This window comes from Desulfotomaculum sp. (genome assembly GCA_003513005.1).
GTDB lineage: Bacteria > Bacillota > Desulfotomaculia > Desulfotomaculales > Nap2-2B > 46-80.
The window spans coordinates 1-4,003 of record DOTD01000097.1; the positions used below are offsets into that span (position 1 = coordinate 1).

Below are 4,003 nucleotides of genomic sequence, written 5' to 3' on the forward strand. Positions count from 1 at the left end.
TAGTTCTATTTGTAAGTGGTTTCTGTTTTTGCGGAACATGTAAATCCCCCTGAAATGTATATCTTTGATTTGTCCATAGATTGCTCTTGATATAGATTGCTCTTGATATTTATATTATACTTCGATATTCGCCATTGTTTATCCTGCTGCTAAGACTGTTTTTTACTATTCAATGGGGTTTTCGCAGTGGAATCATTTATAATTACTCATAACGGCTCCGCCCTTCCCTCAGTTCCCGTATAAGTGTTACTGTTACAATATCTTGCCGGACGTTTTTGGCAATAAAAAAGGCAGGACAATTCTTTTGCCGGCCAGATCTTACTTTCACTGCCATTTTTTCGCTGACGCTAATAATACATTTCGACAGTTTCGTCGAGATCTGTGCGGTGGACTTTGGTGTATTCATAGTACCTTTTTATCGCTATGGGGTGGGGGACTTCCTTATATAAGCCGGATTCGGTGGAGATGATCGTATATTCGGCTTTGGCGCCTTTGATGAAATCCAGGTTTACGCCGTAAAGGCTGCCGTGATTGCTGGCGTGCAGGATGTCGTTGCAGTAATTAATCGTATTTTCGGCGATCCAGCTCAGGCTTTTGCCGGAGGCGTCGCCGGTAAAGCAACATTTCCTGGCGCCCAGTGTCACAAGCATGACCAGGCTTGCATCGTGCAGTTCCCTGCTTTCGCTTTCGGCAATGAACTTGGCCGGTCCCAGGATCCTAAAGCTAAGATTATCAATATACCACCAGGGCATGTTCAAAGATTCCTGCCGGAATGGTGTGATTACAGTGGTTCCCATTCTCTTGAAATAGGCCAGGAATTTTTCAAAGTCGCGCCATTCTTCATATTGAACGCTGCCGTCACCGCTTCTTCTGACATAGGGGGAGCAGATAATGTATTCGATGGTAAAATTGTTGTCTCTCAAGTATTTCAGGCCGAGGAAGTGATCGTAGTGCTGGTGGGTAATGAAAACTGCTTTAATAAATTTGTTTGCGGACAGTAAGCTTTTATAGCGTTCTATGTTGAAGCAGTCGATCAGCATAGTTCCCGAATAAGCTTTGATAATGGTTAAATTAGCGCACCCAACCTGAAGGTGATAAAGAATGCCCATTTATTACCAGCTCACAGACTTAGAATTACCCATTTTTATACTTGTATTATGCAGCAATCCGGACTTGTATTCAATCAATAATTTGATCCATAAAAAATTCCCTTGAAGGGAGTTTTCAAATAGGCGTGACAGGGGGACGGGGTTGTTGACATATTGCAACAGTGTCAACAATCCCGTCCCCCTGTCACTTGTTACCCCTTGTCACCGGCGCCTTAAAGTTAGGCGGGTTTTTCATTGACCGGGCTGAAGATTTTTTTCAGAGCCGGGTAGACTCCGCTTTTATCCTTAATTGTTACAACCGTAAACCTCGGATGATCAATTTTCCTGTAAGCCGTCCTTAAGGTGCTGGTGTAAAAATAGCTGCTTTCTATTTCGCCGTAGCCGACGAAGTTGCATAAATTCAAAAGTTCGCTGATCAGGCGTGTGCACGCTTCGTTGTCCGAACCCAGGTTATCGCCGTCAGAAAAATGAAAAGCATAGATGTTGTAGTCGGAAGGGTTGTACCTCTTTTCAATGATCTCAAGAGCAAGTTTATAAACTGTGGAGCAGCGCGTTCCGCCGCTGGTACCTTTGGTAAAAAATTCTTCTTCCGTAGTTTCCCTGGCTTCGGCGTCGTGAGACAGGAATCTGATTTGAACGTTCTCGTATTTGGTCCTTAAAAAGCGCACCATCCAGAAAAAGAAGCTGCGGGCAATATATTTTTCAAAAATGCCCATCGACCCCGAGGTATCCATCATGGCCAGGATAACGGCGTTGGACTCGTGCTTTTGAGTGAGGTCCCAGGTTTTATAGCGCAGGTCCTCTTTGGTAATTTCCTTGAGGTTTTGATTGCCTTTCAGGGCATTTCTTTTGATTGCCTCTAAAATGGTGTGTTTGCGGTCGATATTACTGCTGATTCCTTTTTTCCGGATGTCCTTGAACTCGACGGAATCCGAGGTAAGCTCCGGTTTCTTTTTGGGCTCAAGGTAGGGCAGGCCTAAATCCTCAAAAAGGATTTTGGCTAATTCTTCAAGAGTGATTTCAGCCTCGTAGTAATCAATGCCCGGCTGGTCCCCCGCTCCCTTTTCACGCCCGGCTCCGCCCTGAGAATCGGAGCCAAGCACATCTCCAACTTTACTGTCTCCGTCCCCCTGCCCGGAGTGGGAGCGCTTCCCCTGGTCATACCGGAAATGGAATTCATCCAGGGTACGGATGGGCACTTTGATAATTTTCTCCTGATCCGACATAATGATGCTTTCCTCACTGACTATGTCGGCCAGGTTTTTTTTAATCGCTTCTTTTACTTTGTCATGGTGACGCTGACGATCTATTTCACCTTTGCGATGCAAAGACCAGTCTTCCCGAGAGATTATATACAGGGGCATAAGAAGGCTCCTCCTATCTGTTCAACAGGCTCCCTACATACTTGAGCAGTTCGTTGGCGCAGTGTGCGCAGTAACCGTATTCGGAAATCAGCTTGGAAGCGACTTCATTGATGCGTTTGAGTTGCTCCATATCGGGTGTCTTGGAAGAAGTGGTTATCTTAACGACGTCTTTCAAGTCGGTGAAAAGTTTCTTTTCAACAGCCTCCCGCAAGCGTTCGTGGGAGGTGTAGTCAAATTTCTTATTTTTCCTGGCATAGCTGGAAAGGCGGATCAGGATCTCCTCCCGGAAGACCTTTTTAGCGTTTTCCGAGATGCCGATTTGTTCCTCAATGGAACGCATCAGCTTTTCATCAGGGTCCATTTCCTCGTCTGTAATCGGGTCTTTTAACTTCGTATTGTTGCAGTATGCTTCCACGTTATCCAGGTAGTTGTCAAATAAAACCCTGGCAGATTCCTCATATGAATAAACGAATGCCTTCTGGACTTCTTTTTTAGCAATTTCATCGTATTCTTTCCTGGCCACGGAGATAAAGTTGAGCAGCCGGTCCCTTTCTTCTTTAGTTATGGAAGGGTGCTGATCAAGCCCGTCTTTTAACGCCCTTAAAACATCCAGGGCATTGATGCATTTTGTCGAGGTCTTAATCAGGACCGAAGAGAGGCGGTTGATTACGTACCTCGGATCTACTCCGCTCATCCCTTCTTCCAAAGCTTCATTCCGCAGCTCGATAACGTCCCTCTGCTTGAATCCCTCAACATCCTCGCCGTCATAGAGCTTCATTTTCTTAATCAGGTCCATGCCCTGTTTCTTGCTCTCCTTGAGCCTGGACAGCACTGAGAAAATGCTGGCCACTTTCAAGGCGTGGGGAGCGAGGTGGATGTCTTTCAGGTCGCTCTGGCGGATCAGCTTCTCGTATATCTTAACCTCTTTGCTTACCTTCAGGTTGTACGGTATTTTAATAATGATAATGCGTGACTGCAGGGCTTCGTTCTTCTTGTTGGCTATAAAAGCCCTGTACTCGTTTTCGTTGGTGTGCGCGACAATCATTTCATCGGCATAGATCAGCGCGAACCGGCCTGCTTTAAAGTTGCCTTCCTGGGAAAGGCTGAGCAGGTTCCAGAGAAACTTTTCATCGCATTTAAGAATCTCCTGAAATTCTTAAAACAGTACATCGTTTGAAGCCAAAAATATTTTGAACATACATTTACAAAAATACAAAAAAGATAAAAATTAACTTGCCGTATGGCTGAATATGGTATAGTCTTAATATTGGTTAGGTATTCTTGTTTTTAAGAAATAAAATTTTCCATCGGAAGGAAAGAAAGAAAGAAAGACTATTGAAAATCACACTAATTGAGCCGCAACCGCCGGGTCTGCATTTCTTCAGCGAAATTAAGCTGCCCCGGTTGGGACTGACTTTGCTTGGAGCGGTGCTGGCCAGACTCGGCCATGACGTCAGGATATTTGTTGAGGATCTCGCTCCGGTAAACATGACACGGGTCCTCGAATCCGATTTGGTGGGCTTTTCCACG

Annotated in this window: 3 protein-coding genes and 1 pseudogene; 1 reads left to right on the plus strand and 3 read right to left on the minus strand. The window is 45.1% G+C overall.

The features are described 5' to 3' along the window. Nucleotides 1-347: 347 nt before the first annotated feature. The 3 genes and pseudogenes from DEH07_12370 to DEH07_12380 form a co-directional block, all read right to left on the minus strand. The gene (locus DEH07_12370; protein ID HBY05272.1) at nucleotides 348-1,109 is read right to left on the minus strand and encodes a hypothetical protein; all 762 of its coding nucleotides are present in this window, start codon (nucleotides 1,107-1,109) and stop codon (nucleotides 348-350) included. A gap of 218 nt (nucleotides 1,110-1,327) precedes the next feature. After that, complete coding sequence (locus DEH07_12375) at nucleotides 1,328-2,473, minus strand: sporulation protein YhbH (protein ID HBY05273.1); 1,146 nt, start codon at nucleotides 2,471-2,473, stop codon at nucleotides 1,328-1,330. 13 nt (nucleotides 2,474-2,486) lie between these two features. Further along, a pseudogene (locus DEH07_12380) lies at nucleotides 2,487-3,665 on the minus strand (protein prkA). 143 nt (nucleotides 3,666-3,808) lie between these two features. Between DEH07_12380 and DEH07_12385 the strand changes: the two are divergent. Continuing rightward, nucleotides 3,809-4,003 (plus strand): B12-binding domain-containing radical SAM protein (locus tag DEH07_12385; protein HBY05274.1); only part of this gene is annotated, 195 nt, incomplete at its 3' end.

Excerpts from the sequence above, each read along its gene's own strand:
- DEH07_12375 (HBY05273.1), bottom strand. The coding sequence starts at position 2,473 with ATGCCCCTGTATATAATCTCTCGGGAAGACTGGTCTTTGCATCGCAAA.
- DEH07_12370 (HBY05272.1), bottom strand. The coding sequence starts at position 1,109 with ATGGGCATTCTTTATCACCTTCAGGTTGGGTGCGCTAATTTAACCATT.